Origin of the sequence: Kinneretia sp. DJ1R-11 (assembly GCF_025717595.1) — a bacterium.
Lineage (GTDB): Bacteria > Pseudomonadota > Gammaproteobacteria > Burkholderiales > Burkholderiaceae_C > Paucibacter_A.
This window is the reverse complement of sequence record NZ_JAJIRR010000007.1, coordinates 248,409-274,124: the sequence shown is the minus strand read 5'-3', so window position 1 is coordinate 274,124 and position 25,716 is coordinate 248,409. Positions and strand designations below refer to the sequence as shown.

Sequence of the window (25,716 nt, the reverse complement as noted above, 5' to 3'; positions counted from 1 at the left end):
CTGGACCTGGTGAACCTGCCCAACAAGGCGGACTTCAAGGCCCGGGTGCAGGGGCTGTGCTGGTGAATTCAGGCGAGTCGCCCTGGTTGAGCGAAGGTCGTTGGCGCTGGGGCCAGCGCCTCGGCTGGCTGCTGGTCTTGCTGCCGCTGCTCATCCTGCTTCCGCAGGTGCTGGGCAGCACCGACCGGGTTCGCCTGCGCAATGCTCTGGTGCTGGATGAGTCGGTCAATCCGGCCATCGACTGGCCGGCGAGTGCGCCACCGCCCAGCTTCAAGCGTGAGCAGGCGCCGGCGTCACCTGTGTTTGTCGAACAAGTGCGCAAACTCGGCTTGGCCGAATTGCCCGGCCCTTGGGAGCGCTCGCTGGCGATCGCTTCCCATCTGCTGAGCTCGGCGCCGGTGCTCACCGGTGGGCCGATCCAGAGCGATCTGCAGAGCACCTACCAACGCATCATTCAGGACGGCGAAGGGTATTGCGGCGATTTCGTGCGCAGCTTCATGGCCCTGGCCCATGCGGCCCAGATTCCGACGCGCAGCTGGGGTTTTGCCTTTGACGGCTTCGGCGGTCACGGCCACATTTGGGTAGAGATATGGAACGAGCCGCTGGGTCGCTGGCAACTGCTCGATGTCTTCAATAACGTGTATTTCAGCCGGGGTCAGGGGCCACTGTCGGCGCACGAGGTGCGCACTGCCTTGCTGGCCCGTAATGCAGAGCTGCGCATGTTGCCTATCGCGCCCAAGGCCCGCCCGGGTTATGTCGAGGAGGTCAAGGCCTGGGAGTACTACCACCGTGGCGAGACTCAGTGGTTCCAGTGGTTAGGCGACAACCTCGAGAGCTACGACCGCGAGCCGGCCGTGCGGTGGTCGGGGGCGCTGTCGCGCAGCCTGGAACAGTTTGCAGCCATCGCCATTGGCGTCTATCCGGGCATGGCAATTTGGCCCATGGCTGAGAGCCGTGACGCCCTCGAACACCTGCACCGACTCAAGAATTTGCTGCCGGTGCTGGGACTGACTTTGACCTTGGGTCTAGGTGTTTGGGTGATCAGCACCTGGCGCTTGCGGGTATTGAGCCCGGCCTTGAGGGCCTGGTCGGGGGCGTATGGCCCTGTGCTGCTGGTCGGTCCCTTGCCGCCACCCTCAGGCGGAATGTCAACGCAATGCGAGCAGCTTTTGCGTTTGCTACGGGAGGATGGGCAGTCGGTTCGCATGCTGAGAACCAACCCACCGCATCGCCCGCAGTGGGTGAGCCGGGTGCTGGTGCTTAGAGCGGTTTGGCGTTTGCTTCAGTATTCGTGTACCGCCAGTCGCGAAGTTCGGCGTGCCCGGCTTGTGCACATCATGGCCAATTCAGGATGGGCTTGGCATCTGTTCGTTCTACCAGTCGCAGGATTGGCTTTGTTGCGTCAAGTGCCCGTCATCATCAATTACCACGGCGGTTTGGCAGACGAGTTTCTATCGAGCGGGCCGCGTCATGTACGAGCCTTGCTGCGTAGAGTTCAGGTTTTGGCTGTGCCCTCGGTCTTTTTGCAGCGTGTGTTTGCCAAGCATGGCTTGAGCGCTGAGATTATTCCCAACATCATCGACCTTTCTCGCTTCAAGGCCAAGACCCCTGCGGTCGCTGCGAGCGCGCCGCTGCTGCTGGTGGCGCGCAATCTGGAGCCGATCTACGACAACGCCACGGCAATCCGTGCGTTTGCTCGCGTGCTCGAACAGTTCCCGGCGGCGCGGCTGATCGTGGCCGGGGAGGGGCCGGAGCGCGCCGCCCTGCAGCAGCTGTGCGAACAACTGCAGATCGCCGCTGCGGTCGAGTTTGCCGGGCGTGTCAACAATTCCGACATGCCTGCGCTCTACCAGCGCGCCGACTTGGTCCTCAATGCCAGCACCGTGGACAACATGCCCATCTCCATCTTGGAGGCCTTCGCCAGCGGGGTGCCGGTGGTGAGCACCGATGCCGGTGGTATTCCCGACTTGCTGGAGTCGGGCCGCACTGGCCTGCTGGTGCCCGTCGGCGATGCCGATGCCATGGCGGCCGCGGCCTTGGCGGTGCTGAACGATCTGCCGCTGGCTCAGCGGTTCAGTGCGGCCGGGCAGGTCGAAGCCCAGCGCTATGCCTGGGCCGCGGTCAAGCCTTTGTGGCTGGCGGCTTATGCCAAGGCGGGTCAGCCCTTTGGTGCACCAGCGGCGCCGGTGCCGTCTGCCACTGTTTGAGATCTTTGAATCGTGAATCTCTACACCGATCTTTGCGCACAGCTTCTGTTCCCGCTGCACGAGGCCTTGAAAGGTCATGACAGTGTGGCCCGGCTGCGCCTTCTGGAGCACAGCCAGTGGTTGGCGCCGGCCGAGTTGCAGGCCTTGCAACTGGCCCGTCTGCGCGACTTCCTGGGCGATGTGGGGCGCCATGTGCCTTACTATCGCCAGCTTTTCAAGGAGCTCGGCTTCGACCCGGCAGCCCTGCAAAGCTTGGCCGATCTGGAAAAGCTGCCGCGCCTGGACAAGCCCTTGATCCGAGCCCATCAGGATGCGCTCAAGGCCGAAGACCACGGCGTTCTCAGCCGCTACAACACCGGCGGGTCCTCGGGCGAGCCCCTGATCTTTTACATGGGCAAGGCTCGCAAGAGCCATGATGTGGCGGCCAAATGGCGCGCCACGCGCTGGTGGAATGTTGACATCGGTGACCCCGAGATCGTGGTCTGGGGCAGCCCGATCGAGCTGGGCGCGCAGGACCGTGTGCGCCGCCTACGTGACGGGCTGATGCGCAGCCATCTGCTGCCCGCTTTCGAGATGAGCGAGGACAAGCTGGACGCCTTTGTCGCCGACATCCGCCGCATCCGACCGGCCATGCTGTTTGGCTACCCGTCCAGCCTGTCCCTGATCGCGGCCCATGCCATGAAGCGCGGCGTGAGCATGCGCGATCTCGGCATCCGCGTGGCCTTTGTCACCTCGGAGCGGCTCTACGAAGAGCAGCGCCGTTTGATCTCGGAGGCTTTCGCCTGCCCGGTGGCCAATGGCTATGGCGCGCGCGATGCGGGTTTCATCGCCCATCAATGCCCGGCCGGCAGCCTGCACATCAGCGCCGAGGACATGATTGTCGAAACCCTGGACCCGCAGGGCCAGCCGGTGGCCGAGGGCGAGATCGGCGAGATCGTCGTCACCCATCTGGCGACGCGCGATTTCCCCTTCATCCGCTACCGAACCGGCGATATGGGCGTGCTGGGCAGCCAGCCCTGCAGCTGCGGCCGCGGCCTGCCGGTGTTGAAAGAGGTGCATGGCCGCAGCACCGATTTCGTGGTGGCGCAGAACGGCACCATCATGCACGGCCTGGCCTTGATCTACACGGTGCGCGATCTGCCCGGCGTCGAGAAGTTCCGCATCGAACAGCTGAGCCTGGATCACACCCAGGTGCAGGTGGTGCGTAACGCTGAATTTGATTCGGCTGGCGTGCAACGCATCGAGGACGACTTCCGGCGCCGGCTGGGTGCGGCGGTGCGCATCGAGGTGCTGCTGGTGGATGACATCCCCGCCGAAGCCTCCGGCAAATTCCGCTACGTGATCAGCCGCGTCAAGGCTTTTTCATCTTGAGCTCGGGCATGCCACAAAACCCCGGCCATTGGAACGACACACTGACATGCTCACGAAACTTGCCTACAACCTGCTCTCGCCCGCCGGCGCCCGCGGGCGTTTGACTGCCCTCATGTTTCACCGCGTTCTGCCTGAACCCGATGCCATTTTCCCCGGCGAGGTGGACGCTGCGCGCTTCCGCGAGATCCTCGGCTGGCTGAAGGACTGGGCCCATATCATGCCCCTGGACGAGGCGGCCGAACGCCTGGCCAGCGGAAGCCTGCCAGCGAGAGCCTGCGTGCTGACTTTTGACGATGGCTATGAGGACAATGTTTCGGTGGCCCTCCCCATCTTGCAAGAGTTCCGTATGCCGGCCGCCTTCTTCATCGCCACCGGCTTTCTCGGCCAAGGGCGCATGTGGAACGACCGCATCATCGAAGCCATCCGGCATGCACCGGTGGGCACGCTGGACCTGAGCGGCGTCACCGGCGATGAGCGCTCACGCTTTCAAATTGGCGAAGCCGGCAGCCGACGCCAGGCCATCGAGGCGCTGCTCGGCGCCATCAAGTACCGTGCGCCGGACGAGCGCCTTCAGCGCGTCGCTGCCATTGAAACCCTGTGCGGCGGTGCCCACGATCAGGCTTTGATGATGGGCGATGCTGGCATCCGCCAGCTGCATGCCGCCGGCATGCAGATCGGTGCGCATACGGTCAATCACCCCATCCTGGCCACGCTCGATACGGCCGGCATGCGCCGCGAGATCGGTGACAGCAAGGACTATCTTGAAGCCGTGCTGCGTGAGCCGGTGCGTTTGTTTGCTTACCCCAATGGCAAGCCGGGCCAGGACTACAACGCCGACAGCGTGGCCCAGGTCAAGGATCTGGGTTTCCTGGCCGCGGTGAGCACGGTCTGGGGCGCGGCCCGCCAGGGCGACTCGATGTTCGAGCTGCCCCGTTTCACGCCCTGGGACACGAGCCGTTTCCGCTACCGCAGCCGCATCGTCGAAAACCTGATCCGCCACTGAGGCCCGCATGACCGACTTGCGCCGCAGCCAGCTTTCTACCGCGGCGCGTGCCGCGCTTGCGCCTTTTGGACGCGCATCGTCCTGTCGCCTCGGGTCGCGCGTGGGCCTGTGTGGTGCCGTGCTGCTGCAGGCACTGGCATGGCCGAGTCAGGCCGTGGCGCAGGTGCCGGCCAGCGTAGGGCCTGGCTTGGTGGTCGGTGATGGCGAGGCGGGCCCGAGTTGCGCCTTTCTCACCGGCATGGGCGAGATCCGATGGCAGCACCCGGGCGGGGACTGGATCGATACCCAGGGCAAGCCGCAGGGCGATCGTGCCTTCTCGCAGATCAAGCTGCAGCGCGGTATGGGCCGGCCCTTTGTGGAGATGGACCTCAGCAGCCTGGTGCAGCGTTGGCAGTCGACGCCCAGCCTGCCACGCGTGGTCTTGCTGCGCGCCCTGGGTGCGGCCGGGGCCGGTGACATCGTCGACTTCCACAGCAAGGAGTCACCCGACCGAGCCGCCCGTCCCATGCTCAAGCTGGAGTTGGACGACGGAAGCCGCCTGCGCCTGAGCCCTGCGGCCGACACCTTCACCGATTGCAGCAGCTTGAGCAGCCTGGGCCAGCGGCCGGAACTCAAGTTGGGCGGTGGCCGGCATGTGCTGTTGCGATTCGACATCCCCGAGTCGGCCAAGGTCAAGAAGGCGGTGCTGATGCTAACTTCAGACCAGCAGTACGGCAGCGCCTTTATTGACATCGGCAGTTTCGCGCTGTATCCCTCTTTCGTCAGGCCCGCTCAGCTGCAATTGGGACTGGCTGCCAGGTACCCAGGGGACCGAGGCATTGCGGCCCACCCTGAGGTCATGTTCAGCGCTGACTTTGAAGCCTCGGACTGGCTACGCCAGTTCGGCGAACGGGTCCTGCACGGCGATGGTGCTGCAATCGCCGCGAACGATGTGGCCCCAGGCTTTCAAGCTTTGTCTGGCCGTGCGCTCAAGGTCCGCATCCCCAAAGGCCAGAACCTGGGCCTGGATTTGCGCTACAAGTTCAGCGCTCACGGGCAGTCCGAGCCGGAAGAGCTCTACTTCCGCTACTACCTACGCCTAGGTCGCGACTGGCAACCCGTGGTTGACGGCGGAAAGCTGCCCGGCATCGCCGGCACCTATGGAAAGGCTGGCTGGGGTCGGCGAAAGGCCGACGGCAGCAATGGTTGGTCGGTACGCGGCGGCTTTGCAAGGCGTCCGGCAGGGGACCGTTTGATGGCCGAACTCAATGCCTTGAATTTTTACGTTTACCACGCCGACATGAAGGACGAGACTGGCGACCCTTGGGACTGGTCGCTGGGGCCTACGGGTCTGGTGCGCAATGAGCGCTGGTACTGCATCGAGCAGCATGTGAAGCTCAATCAGATCGGTAAGTCCGACGGGCTGGTCGAGGCTTGGATCGACGGCCAGCAGGTCATGAAACGCAGCGGTGTCCGCTTGCGCGATACCAAACGCCTGGCTATCGAGGAGGTCTGGTTCGATGTTTTCCATGGAGGCGTCTCACCTGCTCCTCAGGACATGCATCTCTTCATCGACAACGTCGTGATCGCACGCAGCTACATCGGCCCGATGCAGCAAGTTGCACCGTCCGCCCGGCCCTGAGGCATTCATTCAATGCGCAGGTAGTGCGCTGCCCGTGGCTGCTGCGGAGGGCGAGCTTGATTGCGCTTGGACCTTCTTCATCATGTGATCGGCGATCATTACGATGGCGCACAGGTAGTAGGGAAGGTCAAAGTGGACCAGGGTCAGGAAGGCGCCGCCGACTGCGAAGCCGAGTAGGCTCGCTTGTGCCATTCGCATCAGCAGTGGTAACCAAGGCGCCAAGTCAGGGGCTTTGGCCGCAGCGCTCGAAACTGCGCTTGCTCGTGTCCAGGTCACTACTCCGAGCAGAAGAAACAGGGCCAAGCCAGGAAAGCCATGCTCACCCAAGGCTTGGAAATAGATGCTGTGTGCTACGAGCACTTGGCCGCCCGCGAAGTCATATCCACCCACTTCAATCGCGGGGCCATAGAGGCGAAACACCAGTGGGTTGTCAGTTCCAAAGCCGGCGCCCACCAAGGGTCGATCGACCGCACAGTTCCACAAGGTGGTCCAGGTATACAGCCGCGACATGGCCGAGCCGTCGGCTTGAAAATCCTGGATCGTGTTCATTCGTTTGTTCCAGCTGTCTGGCATAAACACGATGGCCACGCCCAACACCATAACGATTGCCACCAATGTCAGCACGGGGCGGCGGCTCTTCAACCCAAGCATACATGCCATGCTGACAATCGCGAGCAAGGCCCCGCGTGATTGCGTCCCTAACACGCATAGCATGGTGACGAGACCCGAGAACAGCAAGCCACGCCTCAGCCACTTCTTTTCAGTGATTTGATAAAGGTAAAAGAGCAAGGGCAAGATGACCACCAGGGCAACGCCAAGCTCATTGTTTCCCTCGATAACTCCGCCCGATGGACCCCAAACGCGACCGCTACCTCCACTGGCTATGGTGAACAGGCCACCTTTCACGCCGTAAAACGCAAGTGAACCGACCAGTGTCCAGACCAAGACCTCCAATTGTTTGCGTTCGTGAATCAATGCAACCGCCAACATCACCATGAAGTGGATTTTCAGCACCGTCACCAATTGAGCGATGACTTTGTCTGAGCTGTTCAAGGCAAAGATCGAGGTGACGAACATCCATCCGATGAAGAGCAGGTAGACCGTCTTCACACTGCTCTTCGGCCAGGCCATCTTGGGCCGCATGGCGACGATGCCGATCAAGGTGCAGATCGCCACGATCATGGCGAAGGGCAAGCCCCGCGCAAAGCCATAAGCCAGGCGATAGGGAATCATCATGGCCAGCCAGACCCAGACCACAGTGCCGGTCCAGGGGCGTTTGATCACCATGGGCAGCAGGCCCAGGATGATCATGGTGATGATGATGTCTCTCATGGCTTCGGCCGGCTGCAGCGTGCGCGTGTGGGGTTCACGGTCGGGGGGGGGGCGGGCCCGCGAACTCAGTTTCCTTGGAGGCGGTAGTTGGGCTTGTGCTGCTCCAACCATTGCTCCAGCATCATCAAGATCCAGACCATTTCGCCGTAGTAACCGGGGTAGGCAGGCAACTGCTCGTTGAGCAAGGTGTGGATGTAGTCGGCGCGCACCAGGCCGCGTTCGACCAGGGAATCGAGTGAGCGCCGTGCCAGTTTCTGAAGGCCCGGATTCTTGACCGTCCACACGCCGAAGGGCAGGCCGAAGCCTTGTTTGCGCTTGGTGATGATCTCGTCGGGCAGGAAGCCTCTCAGCGCCTCCTTGAAAAACCAACGCAGCTTTTGGCCGCGCAGCTTGAAGTTGCTGGGCAGTTGCAAAGAGAAATCCAGCAAGCCTTGGTCCAGCATTGGGAAGCCCACCGACACACCGGCCAAGCTGGTGGCGGCCCGCACCTTGGGTAAATCGCTCTCGCCCAGGGTGTAGCGCCAGTCATAGGCCAGTTCGCGGTTGAGTTCACTGCAGGGCTGTGGGGTGGCGCGCCAAGTTTGGCGTTGGTGTTCCAGCGGAGCATCCAGATCGAGCTGCTGCAGCAGGGCGGGGCTGAGCACCTGCTCCGGGCCCACCCGGGTGATCAGGTTGTAGTTGCGCAGGCGGTCGGGCATGGGCTGCTTGGCCTGGCGGACATAGCTGCCCGCCTTGCGCACCAGAGGGATGCGGCTCAAGGTGCTGTTGCCAACGATGGGCTCAATCAGGCCGGCGCGCAACACGCCCGGCACCTGGTCGTAAAAGCCGAACAGGCGCTGTGTGGCATAACGCGAATTGCCCCCGTACAGCTCGTCGCCGCCGTCGCCCGCGAGCAGGCGGCTGACACCATCCTCCTTGGCCATCTTGGCGCAGTAGAAGGCGGGCAGCACCGAAGAGTTGCCGAAGGGCTGGTCGAGATGTCCCGCCATGGCCGGAATACTGCGCACCAGGTCGTCGGGGGTGACGTAGTACTCGTGGTGTTCAGTGCCGAAATGGCGCGCTGCCAGGCGCGCGTATTCCATTTCGTCATAGCCCTCTGCATCGAAGCCGATCGAGTAGCTCGCCACGCCCGAAGGGCTTGCGCGCATCAGCATGCCGGCCACCGTCGAACTGTCGGTACCGCCGCTGAGAAAACAAGCGGCCTTGCTGCCATCAAACTGACGCTGTACCGATTGCTCCAGCAGGCGCAGAAATTCCTGTTTGCCGGTTTCAAAACTGAGAGAAGCGTTTTCGCGGAACTCGGGCTGCCAGAACGGTTGGACCTCCAGCCGGCCTTGGTCGAACCAGGCGTAATGCCCAGGCGGCAGGCGATGGATGCCTTTGTAAATGGTGCGAGGCGAAGGAATGCAATGAAAGTACAGGTAGTCGAACAGGGCCTGAGGGTCGAGCTCGGTGGCCTCGTCGGCCAGGGTATCGGCCCGCTCGGCAAAAAGCAGCTGGCCCTCGATCACGCGGTAGCAAAGGCCATAGGTGGCAAAGCGGTCCTGCGCCATGAACACCTGGCCTTGCTCGGTGTTCAGGGCCACGGCAAAGTCTCCTTCGGCACTCTGCGCAGCCGCCGCCGGCCCTTGCTTCAGGGCCTCCAACCATGCGTGCTCCAAGCCCGCCGAAGCCTGGATCGTTTGGATGCCGGTGGACTTGAAACGGGGCTGGCCGAGCACAATGGCTTGAGGCGAAAGGGCGGTTGTTTCCATTGGTGACAATAAGAAAGTGTGAGCGCGGCTTGGTTTTGGCCGAAAGGCGTGACTATAGTGGTCGGGCCCGGGTACTTGGCAACTCAAGCAGGGCGTCCTGGGAAAAATGTGCACGCGCACGGTCTATGGGAAGCAAAGTTTTGAAACCAGAGAATGATTTCATGGGTCCAGGTGAAGAGACCGCTGCGGACGCTGATCGTGAGCGCGCATGGGACGAGCGCCGAGCTTTTTTGCGTTCCTCATTGGCTGCATTGGGTGGCATGTCCTTGACAGCTTGCGGCGGTGGTGGTGGCACTGGGGGTGATGCCGTTTCAATACCTGTTCCGACGCCGGCCCCAACTCCGATACCGGATCCAAGTCCAGCACCCTCGCCGACACCGGCTCCGAAACCTGCTCCGGTACCAGCGCCTGCCCCGGTACCCGCACCGACCCCTTCTCCTGTTCGTGGGCAATTGCCCCAATTCCTCAGCTTCGACGGCGGGAGTGGCCCCAACAGCGTGTACTGGAGCGAACGTCTCAAGCTCGGCTGGGTGAATCCTCGGGTCGGCGACTGGCTGGACGCCAATCGAGTGGCACAAGGTCCAGACCCGTATGCAGTTGGCAACGTGGCACTTGGTTGGGTCAATCTGGAGGTGGGGGCACTGGTCAAACGTTGGCTCGCACAGGGTGTGAATCGCGGTTTTTACCTGCGCAGCAATCAGGATTGGTCTTTCATGTTTGCCGGGCGGGAGTATTCCGATGCCAGCTTACAGCCACTGCTCGAAGTTGTGACCGACACGGGTACCTTTGTGTTGCCAAGTATGTGCAATGCGGCATGGTCTCCGACCTCCACCGCGAGTAAAAACACTCGCGGCAAATTTGAGGTTTCCAAGGGCAATTGGTGCGCGGTCGTGCAGTTCGATTTAAGTAAAGTGTCGGGCCAAGTCAGGACCGCCAGTTTCAAACTGCATTGCCTGGAATTGAAGTACCCCGGCAGTCTCTATGTCTTTGAGTTGGATCCACCGACTTTTAGGATTGGCGCCGGCAGCGGCTTGGTCCAGACAGGTATTGCCAGCAGTTACCCGGGCGACCGTGGAATCGACAAGCATGCAAAAGTCCTTTTTGCCACCGATTTCACAACCATTGATCGGACGCATTGGCAGTCAGGAAGCATGGCTCAGGGCTACAGCCAAGAGATTGAGTCTGCTGCCAATGGCACCTACGTCCGCGGCGTGATCGCCAAGGGGGCCCTGATCGGAGGCGATCTGGAGCGCAATGTGGTCGCCGGGGATGCCAAGGGCGTGCCGGCTGCTGTGGAAACTCGGCTTTTCGCTCGGTACATGGTGTACCTCGAAAAAGACTGGGGCTCGGCGGTTGACGCAAACAAAATGCCGGGCTGGGATGGCCGCTTCGGGTGGTGGAATTCTGCCGGTTATTGGCAATCTACAACGGGAAATGGCGGCTCCCCAGGTTCAGGAAAGAAAACTGCGAATTCGAGTTCGACCGGATGGGTTTACGAGGGAAGCTCCATGCGTGGGCTTGGTGGATCGTCGAGCAACGACGGGAATCCCTATGACTCGCTCTTTACCGTCGCCAACTATATGTACCACTTGGATCAGCCGACCAATTATGGCGAGGTGTTCTATTGGCCAGGCGTGATGCTGAGCAAGGAGCGCTGGTTCTCGATCGAGCATGAGATCGTCATGAATACCATCAGCGGTCCGTTCGATGCTTTGGGAAATGGCGTGGCCAACCGGGACGGGCAGTACCGGGTCTGGGTCGACGGCGTATTGGCCTGGGAGCGCAAAGATTTGCGCTGGCGTCGTCATCCGGAAATGGGCATCCAGGGTTTCTGGCTGGATTGGTACCACGGTGGCACCCTAGCTGCAGCGGCCGATATGCACTTCCGCATGAATTCTGTCGTGATTGCGCGTGAGTACATCGGTCCGCGCAGCTAGGCCAGGGCCCGGGGATTGAGCGGCTGGAAGCGTCAGCCCAAGCGCAATACCTGAAGCCGCTCCGTGGTGCTGCTCACGCGCAAGGCGATATCTTTTTCTCCCAGTCGAGCGAGCCGGAAGCGGCCCCAACTGCCATGTCCGGCGCCGGCCAATGCGGCAGGCCCGGCTTGTCTGCTGACCCGCCAATTTGTGCCGTCCAAGCCGTCAATCCGGTAAAGGCCGCCGTCCTTGGCATTGCTTTGTACCCATAAGCAGGCACGTGCGTGGTCGTACTGCAGGCCCGCGTTCGCCAGTGGGCCGTCGTCGGCCAAGCTGATGCTGTTGAAATCCAGGTGGGAGCCGTCCGTGGAGCTCAGGCTCAGGCGCTCGTGATAGCTCGTCCAGTTGCTGGCCTTGGCATCCAGAGCTTGACCGTGACGCAGCCTCACGCCCATGGCATCTCCGAAAATGGAAACTTGCTCGCGACGCTCGCGCATCAGGGTCCAGGCCCGATTTGCATAGGGCAGCGCCGTGCTGGAGCTGTAGGCATTGAACTTCAGCTGACCCAGGCTTTGCGCGCTCCAATCGGTGGCTTCATAGGCATTCAGATCAAATTTGAAATGTGCAAAGCTGTCGTGCGGACCGTAGATGGCGCTGCCATCTAGAAAAGCCGCACTGTAGGACCAGCTGCCGGTGGCGTTCAATGGGTTGAACCAATGGGCACTGGAATACTGAGCCAGATCCAGGTTCACGATCGCACGGGCACTGCCGGGGTAGAAGAGTCCGCCTGCAGTTGCCCCTGCGCCTGGCAGGCCGGGTGGGATCCAGACCAGACCGTCATAGGTGTGGATGGACGCGGGTACGCCGTGGCGCAGGGGCATATTGGTCGAATTGCCTGAGGACTGGGGAACGATCTTGCCCTGGCTGAAGTCCCAGCTCTGCACCGTATCCAGCGGTGATCGGTTGACGACCCGCTTGAACCGCAGTTGCGCAGCGTACAAAGCATAGATACCGGTTTCGCACTCGTGAGCGTCGCCATGCCCGCCTCCGCTGATGTACATCACCTGGTTCTGGTGATCCCAGGCCGCGCCGCCCCAGGCGCCAATGATGTTGGGGCTGCCATCTCCGCTGCTGGCCTTGGGCTTGGGATAGCGCGGTGTCTCGATCACCGAGTCAAGGACGGCGTCGGCGACAAATAGCCAGCGCATCGCGGGCAATTGGCCCCAGTCACTGATCAGAACTTGTCCAGCCTCATCGCGGTTGGGCGTCCAGATGCTGCCCTCCAGTTGAAGCGCCGGCGCCGGCGTCGGGACTGGTGCTGGTGCTGGTGCTGGTGCTGNGCTGGTGCTGGTGCTGGTGCTGGTGCTGGTGCTGGTGCTGGGCTGGCAGCCCCGCCACCACAGGCCGCCAGATTGGCTGCCAAAGCGGAGGCGCCTCCAAGGCCGATTGCGGATTGAAGAAATTCCCGTCGCTGCAGGTTGCGGCTCATAGCTGTTGATTCCAAGCAAGTCGGGACAGAACGCTGTGGTTGTGCAAGCTACGGGGCACTTCGGTTCAGCGCGAAAGCGATGGCCTGACTCCACAGCCGGGCGGCTTCGTCCAAGCCCTTGCTGGAGAAATGACAACCGTCCCGGCGCAATGTCGGGCCGGCAAGCTCATCGGTGTCCGGACCGAGGAGCAACTGGCTGTGCTCTTGCGTCAAGGTCTGCATTGCCAGACGGATATTGTTCGCCTTGGCCGCCAAAGTCCCAAGCTTGTTTTCAATGCCGTTCGTTTGCTCGAAACGACAGTGGGTTGAGTGGGCGAGCAAAACAGGGGCCCGCAAGCCATCTCCCTGCATCTGACGCAACAGATCGCCCCAGCTTCGCTGGTAAGCGTTGGTCGAGGTGCCTGCCAGCACATCAGCTTCACCCTGTTGCCAGAGCACCAGATCGGGTGTCCAGCCTGCCTTGCTCAGCGCTTGAAGTTCTTGCCGCAATGCCTGGTTCAATGGGCTGCTTGGTCGAGCCCAGTCGTCGATCGTGGTGGACTGGATCGCCAATAGTGCGATCTCGGGGGGGCGAGCCAAGCCTTGTAAGCTCAAGGCGGTCGGCAAACGACTCCAGATGCTGGCACCGTCGCCGCTGGCGCCCGGCAAAGGGTCTTGGGCATTGATGCAGTCGCCGCCGATCCTCATTTGGACCGTGGCTTGTTTCGCACCGAGCTCCACACGGGGACCGTGATTGCCCGCATTGGACTGCCCCAGGATCAACAGCTTGAGCGGTACGGCTTCATCGCCGGCGCATATGGTGTTGGTCGGGGCGACACCGACTCGATGTGCCAGCTCATTGACCAGCCAGGAATCGCGCCGACCTTGCTGCCGCAGTTGCAGAGCGTACCAAGTGGCCAGCGTGCCAATTGCCGTAAGGAGCAGCAGCCATGCCGACCTTCGCTTGCCAAGGCGCCAGCGCGAAGCAGTTCGCTCAGGGTCGTGCGTGTGATCCAATTTTGGCGTCAAACGGAATGAGCCGAGCGGCCTGGCGAGCTTTGCCGCAGCGTCCAGCGGCGCCGGATGGCAGCCATGGCCGGACGTTCGACCATATGGGTGACTGCATGTGCCAAGGCAAGGCTGAAGGCCAGTGCCAATGCAATTGTGAGATCGGTGGGCATCCCCCGGGCCAGCATCTGGTTCATCAAGACCCAGCCGATGTTCTCATGCAGCAGATACAAGGGGTAGGAGATCGCTCCGAGCCAGCCCAGCAGTGACCATCTCAGCAGCGGCAAACGTCCCAGGGCCGCAGCGTGGACCAGGACGGCAAAGACCGTAGCCAGCAAGGCCATCGGCCAGCCCTCACCCCAGCCGATGCAGAGCAGTGCCAGCAGCACGGAGCCCGTGATGCTGCGCTTGAGGCTCGTTGCCGGCGCATGTGAATTTGCGGCCAACTGGGTGAGTTGACGAACACAGATGCCAAGGGCGAACCAGGGCGCGGTGCTCAGAAACAAGGTTCGATGAAAAATCCAAGGGAGGTCAATGGAAAGAAATTGCGCGCAGGCGAGGTAAATGAGCCTGAGCGAGAGAAACATGGCGATGGCGCGATGCACAGCCGACAAGCGCCCGACTCGGTACAACGTGAACATGGCGATGTAGAACAACATCTCCACTTCAAGCGTCCAATAGACCCCGTCCACATGTGGGACATGGGCAAAGCCATGGAGCATCAGTAGATTGGCCGCGGCCTGCCAGGCGCTGACTTCCTTGCCGGGCAGACCAAAGCTGCTGACCACAGCAAAAGTCAGTGCAATCGCCAGCCAGTAGGACGGAAACAGGCGGCTGAAGCGCGAGACCACGAAATCCATGGGCTGCCGGCAGCGGTCCAGGGTCATGAAGATGACGAAGCCGCTGATGATGAAAAACAGATTGACCCCGAGATAGCCCCAGGGCACCGAGAAACTGGCGCTGGTGACTGGGGCAAACAGCTTTTGATGCTGGGCGGTGTAGTGGAACAGCACGACGGCCAGTGCCGCCAGGCCCCGCAATGCGTCGACCTGGTCCAGGCGCACCGAGGACGCGGGTGCCGTGGATGGGGGCGTGGAACTCATGCCGTACGCTTTCGCTGATTGATTTTCTGAACTAGTGCAGTGCCCAGGGTGCTGAACTCCAGCCACAAGGGGTGCTTGAAGGCCCTGATGGCCAAGAGCCATACCGGGATGGACAGCGCTGCCGCTGCAATCAGCATGCGAACGAAATTGTCTGCGTTGAGCGGCGCGAATTGAAGCAGCAGCCATGCCGGTATGAAACTCAGCACCGCGACCAGCGCGCTGCTTCGGCAGGCCGCAAGCAGGTGCTGCAGTCGGAAGCCCACCACCTTGTGCAGCAGCGCATGGGAGAGGGCTGCGGTCCCCAGAGCCGCCAGCAGCAGGCCCCAGCACGCACCGATCAGGCCGAAGGGAAACACCAGCGCCAAAGCCAGCAGGCGGAAACACTGGGTGGCGAACTGCAGCTTGGTCGCCAGGTCAATTCGACCCTGAGCGATCAGCATTTCTCCGGCCAGGTAATAGGGTAGTTCTGCTGCAGCGACCAAGCAGAGAACCTGTGCCAGCGGCACGCTGTCCAACCATTGCGAGCCGTAAAGAATACGGATGGCGGAATAGGCCAGCAGTCCGATGAACAAAAAGAAGGGCCAGCCGATGCCGGTCAACAAGGCCAATGCTTTGATATAGCCCGTCTTGCTGTCTTCACCGGCTCGCGCAGCGCGGGCGAAATACGGCAGGCAGATCGGCATGACGGCGCGCAAGACCGTGCGGTTGAAGATCTCCATCAGGCCGTTGGCCCGGCTGTAGAAGGCGACTGCCGCCATATCGAGCACACGACCGATCACGGCCTCAGGCGCGCTGCGGCCGGCCTGTGAGAACAGGTAGATGCCAGTCGCTTGCTTGCCAAAACGGATGACCTCGCCAATGCCCTTGAGTCCGGGCCAGCGCGGCATGCTGGCAGGCCGCATGAAGTTGGCCAGGCCCACGGTCCAGACAATGGAAGCCAGCGAAGACCAGGCCATGCTCATATAGCCCAGGCCGGCCAGGGCACAGGCCATCACGACCACAAAGCCGACGATGTTGGCGCTGATATTGATCAGGAAGATGGGCCGGTAGTTCATGTCCCGGCGAAAGCAGGCCATGGTGACCGCACCAAAAGGCACCAGCAGAAAGTTCAATGACAGCACGCGCAGCACATCGGTCACGCCGTCCTGGCGGTAGAAATCGCCCACCCAGCTGCTGCCAAAGAAGAGCAGGGCGGCCATCAGCCAAGACACACCAATATTGGCCGCGAGCGAGGCCCGGATCTTGGCCTCGCTCAGTTCTTTCTCCTGAATCAGGTACTCGGCCACGCCGAAGTCCCGGAAGGTCGAGGCCAGGCTGGAGAGCACGGCCGCCACGGCAAAGATGCCGATTTCGGTGGGGTTCAGCAGGCGGGAAATGACCAGAGTGCTCAGTAATTGCAGCACCACGCCCAGATAGTTGTCGGCCAGGGAATAGGCCAGTGAGCGGCGGACAGTGGTCATAGATGGAACAGTTTTGCAGTGCTGTGCTAGGCGTCAATTGCCTGCCGCGCTGGCGGTGCTTGAGCTTGATGGTGCGATCGAAACGGAGGCAGGGGTCGATGCCGGTGGCGAAGGCAAGCGCGAACGATCAGCAGGGGGGGATGCGTTGTTCGCGTCGCTGCCGTCGGTGGGCAACTCGGGAGGTGTAGCACCAAGCCGCTTGAGGAAGGAGCGCATTTCCGTAGATTCCGGCGCCACGCGTAGCCCCTCTGTCAGGATCTCCAGCGCTGCGCCTTTTTGTCCTGCTTTGAGCAACACTTCAGCCCAACCAATGTACGCAGGTGCGTAGCCAGGCTTGATCTGGCGCGCCGTCGCGAACCCATCATAGGCCTTGCCGAAGTCTCCTGTGCGAACGGCGGCCTCGCCGATGCGCACGTATATCTCCGGCAAAAGCCGGAAGTCGTCGGCAGCGTTTGTCAAAACATATTCGAGATCTCTGATCGCAGATGCGTACAAATGCTCACGTTGAGTTGGATTGCTGGTCGATGTAGCTCTTCTGATGCTGACGAGAGCCCAGCAATAGTGATGAACGTGTTGAAATGAGTCGCCCATACGACTGCGCCAGTATGCCCACCTAGGGTTCGTCCAGCTATAGACTGGATAGTTCAGTCTGTCCTGGCAGAAATCCGGAAGTAAGGATATTTCGCCTTTGCTGAGTTTTGCCGGCTGAGCATGTGCCGCCTGGCACATGATAAGAATTGACAAGCATATGGCCGCGCTTTGAGTAAGCCCACTTACTTGTCGGTGTTTCATGATTGCGCGAGTCATAGGGAGGCCTCACAAGGAGTGCTGCTTATCGATCAACAGGCTCAAGGAGCTCGCTGCCTTTGGAATCCTGGTTTGGCTGAAGCTTCTTCTTCAAAGATGCCAGCAATGGGCGAAGGAAGCGGATCAAACATTCACGCGCATGATCCCACATGCCTTGCGGTGTTGAGGTGTTGTACGCCATCCAGCCCCACCGTTCACGACGCTGGCTGACCCATCGTTTCTTGTATGGGTCATCTCCGATCAGGTAGTCGACTTCTCGAACACGGTCTACGTCAATTACGTGCTTCATGAGTTCTGCAGAAAGTATGCTGCCAGGAGCTAGATGCTTATAGTCTTCGTCGTAGGCTAGCTTGTAAATGTCTGCTCGTCCGTGGGCAACAATCCACAGTTGTGCAGCAATTGGGACGTCTTCAAGCCAAACCAAACCCAGTCTAAGCCAGCCGTTTGCGGCGCAAGTACGCATCAGTGATGGAATGAACTCAATATAGGGTTCGGGTTGCTTCCAACTGCGAGAGTAGACTTGGGTGTAGGCCTTCAGTCCGCGATCAAGATCTTCGGGTTGACTAATGATTTCGAGACGACCTTTTTCTTGTAGAAGTTTTTTCAGTCGCCGTCGAATAGTGCTTCGGGAGTTGCTACTTTGCAAGTCCTGGTCGTAATTGGCGCCTTCAGCTATGTTCTCAAACCAGTTTCCAAAGCAAAAATACTCATGAGTCTTCAATCCGGCTTGTCGCAAACCCTCGCCAATTAGGTGAAATGCTGCTGATTCTTGGGCCATTGGCGAGAAGCGAAGGCCGTGTAATTTTGGCAATTGGGCGAGCATCAGCCTAAACATATGGCCCATGTCTTCGGCATTTGCTTCTGGCGCCAATGCAGGGGCATACAAGGCCGTGTAGTAATTGCCTAAGGGGGCCATATGACGTCGGCCACGCTTAGGGTCAAATTCAATTCGAACCGGCAAGACAATTAGCGCATGTTCACCTTTCCGGTAAACAAAAAAACCAGCCTCGTCCTTGGCCGTCATGACGGTAGCGAGCAGGCCTTCGTACCAGTCAGCTCCAAACTGAGTCGATTCGATTTCTGCTGCCCGCATCAAAGCTAGCACATCTGCAGGGAAATCAGACGGCTTGAGATAGTGCTCAAGCCGACCTTCTGGAGTTTGAGTGCTCAACTGTCGGGCCTGCGGATTGAAAAACTGGCGCAGCTGACGGGCTGCGGCGAATGATTTCGCGATCATTGCATGACGTACCAAGCTGAGGTGAACAATGTGGCGTGAGGTGACTCCCCACGCCAACAAGTCATTGTCGGCGTTGGTGTAGAACTCAATTTTTCGACCAGGATAGCGTTCAAATAATGTCTGAATTACCAGCTGGAGAAGTATGCGTCCAGGTGCTAGCCTTGCGTGCGTTTCCTTGTAGGTTGTCTTGAGAAATACCACCGATTCACTACGTAAGATCACAAGGCGAGACGCTACCAGCGTCGACTCAAACCAAAGCTCGAAAATCAACGCTTTCTGACGCACAGCATGTTTGTACATCACTTCTCGATAGAAGTGGAATTGTTGATTGTCTGGCGCTAGTGCAGTCCCTTCTTCACCTTTCCATCCGCTTGCTTCAAGCTCGGCGTAGCGAAGCACCGCCGCCTCAATTTCTTCGGGTGCAGTTATAACTCTGAAATCCGTCTTCGTTGTTTCTTCTTGGCTGCGCCGCAGGTATCGACGCATATTGCTTGCTAACTTTTTGGGGCGATGGTTCCAGTAATCTTCGAACCCGCCAGTCATTGGTATGGATATCGTTCTCGCATGTTCGATGCGGCGAATCTTAGGGTTCGGTGATCCTGATAGCTTTGTGAATGCTGAGTCTATGCAGAGCAAGTCGATAGACCACGCAGGGGCCGGTAGGCGACGAAGTAAGTCGTGCACCATCGAAATGTCGGGCAGTAGCGATGGGGCGATCTGCGCTTGACTGGGGAGAAATGTGGCCCACAAGCCAGCCATGTGCCTATGGACTATGCACATGGCATTAACTTCGGCTTGGTCTTTGTGGATGCAGATCAGCTCATCACCTCTGGAGAAATGCTGAAGTAATGAGTTCACGAACTTGCTGCTCAGCATCGGATGATCATGGAATGAGCGGCAATTGAGCGCATCCCAGGCTTCGGCGAACTGGCCAAGTTCTCTATGAATTCTGTGTATTTGCCAGCCGTCCATGTCCTCGTTCATTTCTCTAGAATCTGACGTAAAGTAGAGGCCATCCAGGTCCACTGCGATTTGCTAATGCTTTGGTGGCAAGGCAGGTGAACAAGGCTCATGCGGTAGTGCTTCGCAGTCGGGCAATTTGAATCAACCATATTGTCCCATCTGCCCAATGGTAGGCCCGCGCGCTTGAGGGTGTCGAAATGTGTCTTGAAATCTTTCAGTAGCAGGGGGAACATATAAGGAATAGTGCCCGCCGGTAGTTCAGTATGCAATGGAGTGGCCTGGCGCAAGGTTTTGCATACCTCCAACCAATTTATGAAATTCTCTCGTCGGCGCGCTTGCAAAGCTTGGATGTTGGTGTGACGAATCAATCGGCTGGCTAGAATTGATTCCTGTGTGAGTTCATCATTTGGCTTGTAGTATGGCGATGCCGAGTCGCAAGCTTCTTCCCATTCATGCGCTTGGCTAAAGTTTGGTAAAAAATCGGCGCGGTTTGTTGATCTGGTTCTAAGCGTCTTAATTCCGAAGATATGTTGCCAAAGCACTAGGATTTCGCGCCACCTAGGTCCAGTGCTTGGAGTGTGTGTCTCGGATGAGGCGTTAGCATGATCGTGCTGTGAAGACCAAAGTAGGCCGCCTTCTGTAATTGGAAAAAACTTGTATGGGCTTGAAACAATCCAGTCCCCATGAATGCCTGCATCGGGCGCGGGATGCTGCGGACCAAGTGTCAGTATGTGGGCGCAATCTTCGATGAGGCTGATTTTTGCATCGAGGCATATCTGCTTTAATTCCAGCATATTCTCAAGCGATTGTGCAATTCCAAAGTAATGTGGAATTAGCAATGCCTGAATGCGCTGATCGCCATGTTGGTGATGCACGATATTTTTTAGTGCACCTATATCGGGCGTCAAATTTGCATTGACTGGAAAAAGTTTGATCGCCGCACCTAACCGCAGAGCGGGATCCAGCATCGTCAGGCAGTGGTAAGAGGGGGCTAACAGAGCAGTTCCTGGTCCCAGGCCTGAACGGCGCATTGCCTCGTGTAAAGCGTAGCGTCCACGCTTGAATGACTCAGTTCCCCAGGGCGACATCGCGAGGCGCGGATTCACTTGCCATTGCAGGCAAGCAAGCTCTGGTTGCGCCAGCATTGGCACCGCCGCACGCGGGAAGTTGCAAGGGCTTGCGTCAAAGCGCAGGCGACGCAAACCGGGGGTGGGCGCTTGGTTCATGACCGAGCTGAAACTTGTGCTGCCGACGAGTTGACCTTCACGCACAGCCAGGCGGCGGTCGCTTGGGCCACTTGATCGCGTGCCTGCGCGTTCGAAAACGTGTGGTCGGCCTCGGGGAAGTCGGTTCGTGTCACATGTGGGGCCTGCAGCAAGCCCTGCCATGCCGCGTCGGCCTGCGCATGCTCCAGAAATTCCTTGGCGGTCAGGTCCCGTCCGCTCAGGATCAGTAGCAGCGGGGACTTCAGCTCCGTCCAGGCCAGCGCCATTTCTTGCTGGAAGTTCATGGAGGCTGCGGCGCGCGTGCCGGCGCCAGCCCCGCGCGCGCGGCGCAGATTGCCGATCAGGTCGCGCAGCGCTGCGCCGGCCACCCGGCCGCTGAGCAGCTTTTTCCAGAACTCCGGCTGCTTGAGGCGGTCCAGGTAGTAATGCTTGACGGTGGCCTTGGCGAGGCTGGCTTCGGAACGAACCCAGGGGTTGAGCAGACACAGGCCCGCGATGCGTGGGTCGCGGCTGCGCTGCCAGTACATCAGCGCCGCTGAAGCCGCATCGCACAAGCCCCAGATGACCACGCGGCGGAGGCCGGGGTGGGCGCTTTGGAAGGCTTCAATGGCGGTGCCGATGTCGGGTGTGATCTGCTTGAAATCGTGCAAGGGTCCGCTGCTGTCGCCCATGCCACGGTGGTCAAAACGCAGCACCGGAAAGCCCTGGCGCGCCAACTCACGAGCCAGCAAGGTGAACTGGCGGTGGCTGCCGGCGCGGTACTGCGGGCCACCCACCACCACCAGCACACCCAGATCGCCCGGCGATGTTGCGGGGGCGCTCGGCAGCGTCAGCACGGCCTGGAGGGTCTGACCCTCGCAGCTAAAGTTCAAGGACTGCTGGCGGTAAGCGCTTGTCGTCACCGCATTCATGCCATCAGCTCCAGCGTGATGGGCGGCAGATCCGGCGCGTCTTCGATTTCCGTCGTCTGCCAGAACGCGGGGCCTGCCACCACAGCGCTTTGCAGGCGGTAGCCCGCGTTCGCCCATTGTTGGCTCATGGTTTGCGAAGCGGGGCTCAACTCTGGCGCCGTACGTGAGATTTCGATCCAGGCCAGATGCGCTTCGTCATTGCCTTTGCGCTGCGGCGGTTTGAGGCTGGCGGCCTCCAGGCCCTGGGCCAGTGCGGGAGGCAAGCGATAACCGGCGATTTCTACGCATTCACCGTGAGCCAAGGCTTGGCGCACTTGCTCGGCCATGCCTTTTTGCTGACCGTCCATCATGGCGGCAGCGGTTTTCAAGCGAATGAACTGCTGAAGCACCAGCTTGCCCTGGGTGCTGGGTTGCCAGAACAAGTAATGGCAAGGTTCACTCAGTGCTTCGGCCACCGCAGGGGCGAGAAGGCAGCCGGCGCGCAGGCCCCAGAGGGTCAGGGGCGCTTCAGAGCCGACCTGGGCATTCAGGTAGTCGAGGCCGAGCAGGCAGTCCTGGATCCAGCCCTGCCAGGACGCATCGGCAAAGTCGCCGTCGCTGTCGCCGCAGCCTTGCAGATCCAGTTGCAGCACGGCATAGCCGGCTACGGCCAGCGCCCGCGCTTGCAGGGCTGCCATGCGCCGGCTTTTGTTCATTTCCTCGGCGAAAGGCGGCAGGTAAAGCACGCGACCGCGAAGCGGACCCACAGGCCGGTGAAGCAGGGCATAGCGCTGGTCAGCGCTATGAGGGGCATCCAGGAATACGGCGTGCGGCGCGCTCATGCAGGCGTGGTTCAGCCGGCCAGCTTGGCGTCGACAAAGTCCACCAGCGAGCCAACGGTGGCGAAGGTCGCGCCGTCAATTTCATCGTCGTCGGTGACGATGCCCAATTGTTCTTCCAGTCCAGTGATGAGGCTGACCACGGCCATCGAATCCAGCTCCGGCACTGCGCCCAGCAGGGGGGTATCGCGGGTGAAGGTGGCGCTGCGGCCATCCAGACTCAGGACCTCGTCCAGAATCCTCAGGACATGCTTTTCTGTGCTCATTCGGCTGCTTCGGTTGTAGGGCGCGGGGATTGCGCCTGCGGGCATCGCCAGCGGCGTTGCGGCGCGCGATCTTATCAGGCCGAAATGGCGCCATTTCCCTGTGTCGGCCCCCCTGCTCTTGGGGGGCGGAGGTAGTTTTCACGCGCGGCGTGAAAACGGGGCGGCCATTCGCGTGCACACTCCCGCCTGCTCGCTTGTGACGCATGGGTGAAACAGGCTTTGGCTCCAGGCCATGCGCTACATTTTGAGCTCCTGTTTTCTGGCCTGCCTTTTTGCTTGGTGAAGCATGACTGAATCTTGTTCCGCGTCTGTTCGGGAAGCCCATTTGCTGCATGAGTTGATTCTGGTGAGCGCCGCGCGCACGCCCGATGCCCTGGCCGTGACGGCTGGCTCAAGCCATTTGCGCTACGCGGAACTGGCTGATCAGGTGATTGCCTTTAGCGCCGGCCTGATGGCCACGGGCCTGGCGCGTGCCAGCCGCGTGGGTATCTATCTGGACAAGCGCATCGAGACCGTGGTTGGCAGTTTTGGCGCGCCGGCTGCTGGCATGGTGTTCGTGCCCATGAACCCCTTGCTCAAGCCCGAGCAGGTCGGTTTCATCATGGCCGACTGCGCCGTCAGCGTGCTGCTGACCTCGCCCGAGCGCTACGCCTTGCTGCAACCCACCCTCGCGCAAGGCAGCAGCCTGAAGCACATCGTGCTCACCGAAGGCGCGGCCGCCACGCTGCCGCCGCCACCCGAGGGTGTGCGCCTGCACAGCTGGGCCGAGTTCATGGCCGCCCCGGCCTGCGCCGGCCACCGCGTCATCGACACCGATGTGGTCGCCATCCTCTACACCTCGGGCTCCACAGGTCGCCCCAAAGGCGTGGTGCTCTCGCATCGCAATATGGTGGCCGGCGCCAAGAGCGTGGCCAGCTATCTGGAAAACCGGGCGCAGGACACCTTGTTGGCTGCGCTGCCGCTGTCATTCGATGCCGGCTTCAGCCAGTTGACCACGGCCTTCCATGCTGGCGCGCGCGTGGTGCTGCTCAACTACCTGATGCCGCGTGATGTGCTCAAGGCCATGGAGCGCGAGAAGGTCACCGGCCTGACCGCTGTGCCGCCGCTCTACATTCAGCTCTCGCAGCTCGAGTGGCCCGCCGCGATCAACGAGAACCTGCGTTACTTCGCCAACACCGGCGGGCGCATGCCGCGCGAAACCTTGGACCTGCTGCGCCAGCGCGTGCCGGCCGCCAAGCCTTTCCTGATGTACGGCCTGACCGAGGCCTTCCGCTCGACCTATCTGCCGCCCGAAGAGGTGGACCGCCGGCCGGATTCCATCGGCAAAGCCATCCCCAATGCTGAGATCCTGGTGCTCCGCGAGGACGGCAGCGAATGCGCGCCCGAGGAGCCAGGCGAGCTGGTGCACCGCGGCGCCCTGGTGGGCCTGGGCTATTGGAACGACGCCGAGAAGACGGCCGAACGCTACAAGCTGCTGCAGGTTGGCGTGGCTGGGCGCGAAGGCGGCCTGCAACTGCCCGAGTACGCCGTGTTTTCGGGCGACAACGTGCGCCGTGATGCCGAAGGTTTCCTCTACTTCATTGGCCGCCGTGACGAGATGATGAAGACCTCGGGCTACAGGGTCAGTCCGACCGAGGTCGAGGAAATCCTCTATGCCACCAAGCTGGTCGGTGAGTGCGTGGCCTTCGGCGTGGACCATCCGACCTTGGGCCAGGCCATCCAAGTCATTGCCACGCCGCCGGCGGGCGCGGAAACGCTGGACCTGGCCGCGCTGCAAACGCAGTGCCGCCTGCACATGCCAGCCTATATGGTGCCGGCTGGCATCGAAGCCCAGCCCGGCCCACTGCCGCGCAACCCCAATGGCAAGATAGACCGCAAGCTGTTGTCCACCGCCTGGGTCGAGCGCCAGCAGACTTCGGCCTGATTGATCGCTGAGTCGCCACCCATTCAAAGAAGACGTTCCCGAACCCACCATGTCTGACGCCACGCCCACCCCCAAGCGCGCCCCGCTGCACGCCCCCATGACCCAGTTCCCGCAAGCGGCCGATGGTTCGCTGCAGATCGGCGGTCAGAGCCTCAGCCTGCTGGCCGAGCGCGTGGGCCAGACGCCGTTCTATGCTTACGACCGCGGCCTGTTGCGCGAGCGCGTGGCCCAGCTGCGCGCGGCCCTGCCCAAGCAGGTCAAGCTGCACTACGCCATGAAGGCCAATCCTCTGCCTGCCGTGGTGGGCTGGATGGCCGGTCTGGTCGATGGCATCGATGTGGCTTCGGCCGGTGAGCTGCAGGTGGCACTCAATGCCGGCGCTGATCCGGTCGAAATCAGCTTTGCCGGCCCGGGCAAGCGTGACATCGAGCTCCATCAGGCCGTGGCCGCGGGCGTGCTTGTCAATGTGGAGTCAGCCCGTGAGCTGCCTGTGCTGGCCGCTGCGTCCAAGCGTTATGGTCTCCCGGCCCGCGTGGCCGTGCGCGTCAACCCCGACTTCGAGCTCAAGGGTTCGGGCATGAAGATGGGTGGCGGCCCCAAGCAATTCGGCATCGACACCGAGCAGATGCCCGAGTTGCTGGCCGAGATCGGCCGTCTGGGCCTGGCTTTCGAAGGCTTCCATTTGTTTGCCGGTTCGCAGAATCTGAAGCCTGAGTCGATTTGCGAAGCGCAGCAGAAGTCATACGAGCTGGCCCTGCGCCTGGCGACTCTGGCCCCTTCGCCGGTCAAATTCCTGAATCTGGGTGGAGGCTTCGGCATCACCTACTTCCCAGGTGAACAAGTGCTGGACCTGGCCCCGATTGGCGCCAATCTGCAGCAGCTGGTCGAGCGCGCTGCAGTGGAGATGCCGCAGGCGCATCTGGTCATCGAGTTGGGCCGTTATCTGGTGGGCGAGGCCGGCATTTACGTGACTCGCATCGTCGACCGCAAGGTCTCGCGCGGCCAGACCTATCTGGTCACCGATGGCGGTTTGAACCACCATTTGTCGGCCTCGGGCAATTTCGGCCAGGTGATCCGCAAGAACTACCCGGTCACCATCGTGCGCCAACTCGGCGGCGCGCCGGTCAGCGAGCGCGAGACGGCCTCGGTGGTCGGCCCGCTGTGCACACCGCTGGACCTGCTGGCCGACCGCATGGACCTGCCCGTGGCCGAAATCGGCGATTTGGCCGTGGTGTTCCAGTCGGGCGCCTACGGTGCCAGTGCCAGTCCCGAGCATTTCCTCGGCCACCCGCGCTGCGTGGAAGTGCTGGTCTGATCTCGG

General features: G+C 60.9%; 19 protein-coding genes. 7 read left to right on the top strand and 12 right to left on the bottom strand.

Features of this window, described 5'->3' with window-relative positions; all coding sequences use genetic code 11:
* From LNV23_RS14110 to LNV23_RS14095, 4 genes are all read left to right on the top strand, one after another.
* On the top strand, nt 1-2,207 hold a 2,207-nt coding region (locus tag LNV23_RS14110; protein WP_263563539.1), incomplete at its 5' end, for a glycosyltransferase.
* Nucleotides 2,208-2,219: 12 nt separating this feature from the next.
* Nucleotides 2,220-3,578 (top strand): phenylacetate--CoA ligase family protein, encoded by a 1,359-nt coding sequence (locus LNV23_RS14105; protein WP_263563538.1) that lies wholly within the window; start codon nt 2,220-2,222, stop codon nt 3,576-3,578.
* Nucleotides 3,579-3,624: 46 nt separating this feature from the next.
* Entirely contained in the window at nt 3,625-4,581 is a 957-nt protein-coding gene (locus LNV23_RS14100; RefSeq protein WP_263563537.1) for a polysaccharide deacetylase family protein, read from the top strand.
* Nucleotides 4,582-4,588: 7 nt separating this feature from the next.
* Nucleotides 4,589-6,202 carry a polysaccharide lyase gene (locus LNV23_RS14095; protein ID WP_263563536.1) on the top strand — a complete coding sequence of 538 codons (1,614 nt, stop codon included), beginning with the start codon at nt 4,589-4,591 and terminating at the stop codon, nt 6,200-6,202.
* A 9-nt stretch (nt 6,203-6,211) separates the two neighbouring features.
* On the opposite strand, the gene LNV23_RS14090 is transcribed toward LNV23_RS14095, so the two are convergent.
* Together LNV23_RS14090 and LNV23_RS14085 are read right to left on the bottom strand one after the other, a co-directional pair.
* Nucleotides 6,212-7,534, bottom strand: coding sequence for a putative O-glycosylation ligase, exosortase A system-associated (locus tag LNV23_RS14090; protein ID WP_263563535.1), 1,323 nt, complete (start codon nt 7,532-7,534; stop codon nt 6,212-6,214).
* 65 nt (nt 7,535-7,599) lie between these two features.
* Nucleotides 7,600-9,288, bottom strand: a complete 1,689-nt coding sequence (locus LNV23_RS14085; protein WP_263563534.1) for an asparagine synthetase B family protein — start codon at nt 9,286-9,288, stop codon at nt 7,600-7,602.
* 452 nt (nt 9,289-9,740) lie between these two features.
* Here LNV23_RS14085 and LNV23_RS14080 point away from each other — a divergent pair, with 452 nt between their 5' ends.
* Entirely contained in the window at nt 9,741-11,225 is a 1,485-nt protein-coding gene (locus LNV23_RS14080) for a hypothetical protein (protein ID WP_263563533.1), read from the top strand.
* Nucleotides 11,226-11,257: 32 nt separating this feature from the next.
* Here the strand turns inward: LNV23_RS14080 and LNV23_RS14075 are convergent, their stop codons facing one another.
* The 10 genes from LNV23_RS14075 to LNV23_RS14030 all read right to left on the bottom strand — a co-directional run bounded on the left by LNV23_RS14075 (nt 11,258) and on the right by LNV23_RS14030 (nt 22,471).
* On the bottom strand, nt 11,258-12,412 hold the full coding sequence (locus LNV23_RS14075; protein WP_263563532.1) for a hypothetical protein: 1,155 nt from the start codon (nt 12,410-12,412) through the stop codon (nt 11,258-11,260).
* A gap of 329 nt (nt 12,413-12,741) precedes the next feature.
* A complete protein-coding gene (locus LNV23_RS14070) occupies nt 12,742-13,689 on the bottom strand; it encodes a sialate O-acetylesterase (protein ID WP_263563531.1) in 948 nt (315 codons plus the stop codon).
* A gap of 8 nt (nt 13,690-13,697) precedes the next feature.
* Nucleotides 13,698-14,783, bottom strand: a complete 1,086-nt coding sequence (locus LNV23_RS14065) for an acyltransferase family protein (RefSeq protein WP_263563530.1) — start codon at nt 14,781-14,783, stop codon at nt 13,698-13,700.
* Entirely contained in the window at nt 14,780-16,243 is a 1,464-nt protein-coding gene (locus LNV23_RS14060; RefSeq protein ID WP_263563529.1) for a lipopolysaccharide biosynthesis protein, read from the bottom strand. Before LNV23_RS14060 ends, LNV23_RS14065 begins: the two co-directional genes overlap by 4 nt.
* A gap of 33 nt (nt 16,244-16,276) precedes the next feature.
* A complete protein-coding gene (locus LNV23_RS14055) occupies nt 16,277-17,035 on the bottom strand; it encodes a tetratricopeptide repeat protein (RefSeq protein ID WP_263563528.1) in 759 nt (252 codons plus the stop codon).
* A 40-nt stretch (nt 17,036-17,075) separates the two neighbouring features.
* Nucleotides 17,076-19,259, bottom strand: coding sequence for a GNAT family N-acetyltransferase (locus tag LNV23_RS14050; protein WP_263563527.1), 2,184 nt, complete (start codon nt 19,257-19,259; stop codon nt 17,076-17,078).
* 8 nt (nt 19,260-19,267) lie between these two features.
* Entirely contained in the window at nt 19,268-20,476 is a 1,209-nt protein-coding gene (locus LNV23_RS14045) for a DegT/DnrJ/EryC1/StrS family aminotransferase (protein ID WP_263563526.1), read from the bottom strand.
* Nucleotides 20,473-21,387 carry a hydrolase 1, exosortase A system-associated gene (locus tag LNV23_RS14040; RefSeq protein WP_263563525.1) on the bottom strand — a complete coding sequence of 305 codons (915 nt, stop codon included), beginning with the start codon at nt 21,385-21,387 and terminating at the stop codon, nt 20,473-20,475. Before LNV23_RS14040 ends, LNV23_RS14045 begins: the two co-directional genes overlap by 4 nt.
* Nucleotides 21,384-22,208, bottom strand: a complete 825-nt coding sequence (locus tag LNV23_RS14035; RefSeq protein ID WP_263563524.1) for a hydrolase 2, exosortase A system-associated — start codon at nt 22,206-22,208, stop codon at nt 21,384-21,386. Before LNV23_RS14035 ends, LNV23_RS14040 begins: the two co-directional genes overlap by 4 nt.
* 11 nt (nt 22,209-22,219) lie before the next feature.
* Nucleotides 22,220-22,471: an acyl carrier protein gene (locus LNV23_RS14030; RefSeq protein WP_263517376.1), complete on the bottom strand. Its 252-nt coding sequence runs from the start codon at nt 22,469-22,471 to the stop codon at nt 22,220-22,222.
* 286 nt (nt 22,472-22,757) lie between these two features.
* On the opposite strand from LNV23_RS14030, the gene LNV23_RS14025 reads away from it, so the two are divergent.
* Both LNV23_RS14025 and LNV23_RS14020 read left to right on the top strand, forming a co-directional pair.
* Entirely contained in the window at nt 22,758-24,395 is a 1,638-nt protein-coding gene (locus LNV23_RS14025; protein WP_263563523.1) for an acyl-CoA ligase (AMP-forming), exosortase A system-associated, read from the top strand.
* Between the two features lie 49 nt (nt 24,396-24,444).
* A complete protein-coding gene (locus LNV23_RS14020) occupies nt 24,445-25,710 on the top strand; it encodes a pyridoxal-dependent decarboxylase, exosortase A system-associated (protein ID WP_263563522.1) in 1,266 nt (421 codons plus the stop codon).
* The last annotated feature ends 6 nt before the right edge of the window (nt 25,711-25,716 follow it).

Coding starts and splice junctions, on each gene's coding strand:
- LNV23_RS14075 (WP_263563532.1), bottom strand. CDS start 12,412: ATGCGCTGGCTATTTGTCGCCGACGCCGTCCTTGACTCGGTGATCGAG.
- LNV23_RS14085 (WP_263563534.1), bottom strand. CDS start 9,288: ATGGAAACAACCGCCCTTTCGCCTCAAGCCATTGTGCTCGGCCAGCCC.
- LNV23_RS14065 (WP_263563530.1), bottom strand. CDS start 14,783: ATGAGTTCCACGCCCCCATCCACGGCACCCGCGTCCTCGGTGCGCCTG.
- LNV23_RS14040 (WP_263563525.1), bottom strand. CDS start 21,387: ATGAATGCGGTGACGACAAGCGCTTACCGCCAGCAGTCCTTGAACTTT.
- LNV23_RS14055 (WP_263563528.1), bottom strand. CDS start 17,035: ATGAAACACCGACAAGTAAGTGGGCTTACTCAAAGCGCGGCCATATGC.
- LNV23_RS14035 (WP_263563524.1), bottom strand. CDS start 22,208: ATGAGCGCGCCGCACGCCGTATTCCTGGATGCCCCTCATAGCGCTGAC.
- LNV23_RS14060 (WP_263563529.1), bottom strand. CDS start 16,243: ATGACCACTGTCCGCCGCTCACTGGCCTATTCCCTGGCCGACAACTAT.
- LNV23_RS14095 (WP_263563536.1), top strand. CDS start 4,589: ATGACCGACTTGCGCCGCAGCCAGCTTTCTACCGCGGCGCGTGCCGCG.
- LNV23_RS14030 (WP_263517376.1), bottom strand. CDS start 22,471: ATGAGCACAGAAAAGCATGTCCTGAGGATTCTGGACGAGGTCCTGAGT.
- LNV23_RS14025 (WP_263563523.1), top strand. CDS start 22,758: ATGACTGAATCTTGTTCCGCGTCTGTTCGGGAAGCCCATTTGCTGCAT.
- LNV23_RS14050 (WP_263563527.1), bottom strand. CDS start 19,259: ATGGACGGCTGGCAAATACACAGAATTCATAGAGAACTTGGCCAGTTC.
- LNV23_RS14045 (WP_263563526.1), bottom strand. CDS start 20,476: ATGAACCAAGCGCCCACCCCCGGTTTGCGTCGCCTGCGCTTTGACGCA.
- LNV23_RS14020 (WP_263563522.1), top strand. CDS start 24,445: ATGTCTGACGCCACGCCCACCCCCAAGCGCGCCCCGCTGCACGCCCCC.
- LNV23_RS14090 (WP_263563535.1), bottom strand. CDS start 7,534: ATGAGAGACATCATCATCACCATGATCATCCTGGGCCTGCTGCCCATG.
- LNV23_RS14100 (WP_263563537.1), top strand. CDS start 3,625: ATGCTCACGAAACTTGCCTACAACCTGCTCTCGCCCGCCGGCGCCCGC.